The sequence below is a fragment of the Dellaglioa sp. CoH-55-MRSF-8 genome (assembly GCF_056782195.1).
In genome coordinates, this window is record NZ_JBXAYH010000138.1 from 1 (window position 1) to 332 (window position 332).

Here is a 332-nt window from a genome sequence, read left to right on the forward strand (position 1 = left end):
GGTTCGTCGTGAGCCAGTGACGTAACTATAACACGATAAAATGACGATGCGCAATACCCCTACACTATGCAAGGGTATTGCACGCGCCTTTTACTCGGGATCGCGCTGAGCGTCGCGCAGCAGTGTATCCGCTGCCGACGGGGGCTCGCGGTTGTCGCCCATGTTCACGTTATACCCGCGATTTTCCCAGCGCGTTACGGTCAGTTCATAACCGTCCGACGCGGGAAATGCGTTGCTGAGAACAGGGTACACGCTTTGCAGGTCGTGCATGCTGGTAATGCTGCGCGGGGCCGTCGCGAAAAAGTGCTTGCCGTCGCGGCTCACATTGATTT

1 protein-coding gene is annotated in these 332 nt (G+C 56.9%); it reads right to left on the reverse strand.

Annotation, left to right across the window (positions count from 1 at the left end; all coding sequences use genetic code 11):
• Positions 1 to 90: 90 nt before the first annotated feature.
• The coding region (locus AC1RPW_RS08260; RefSeq protein WP_481769483.1) for a hypothetical protein at positions 91 to 332 on the reverse strand (242 nt) is incomplete at its 5' end.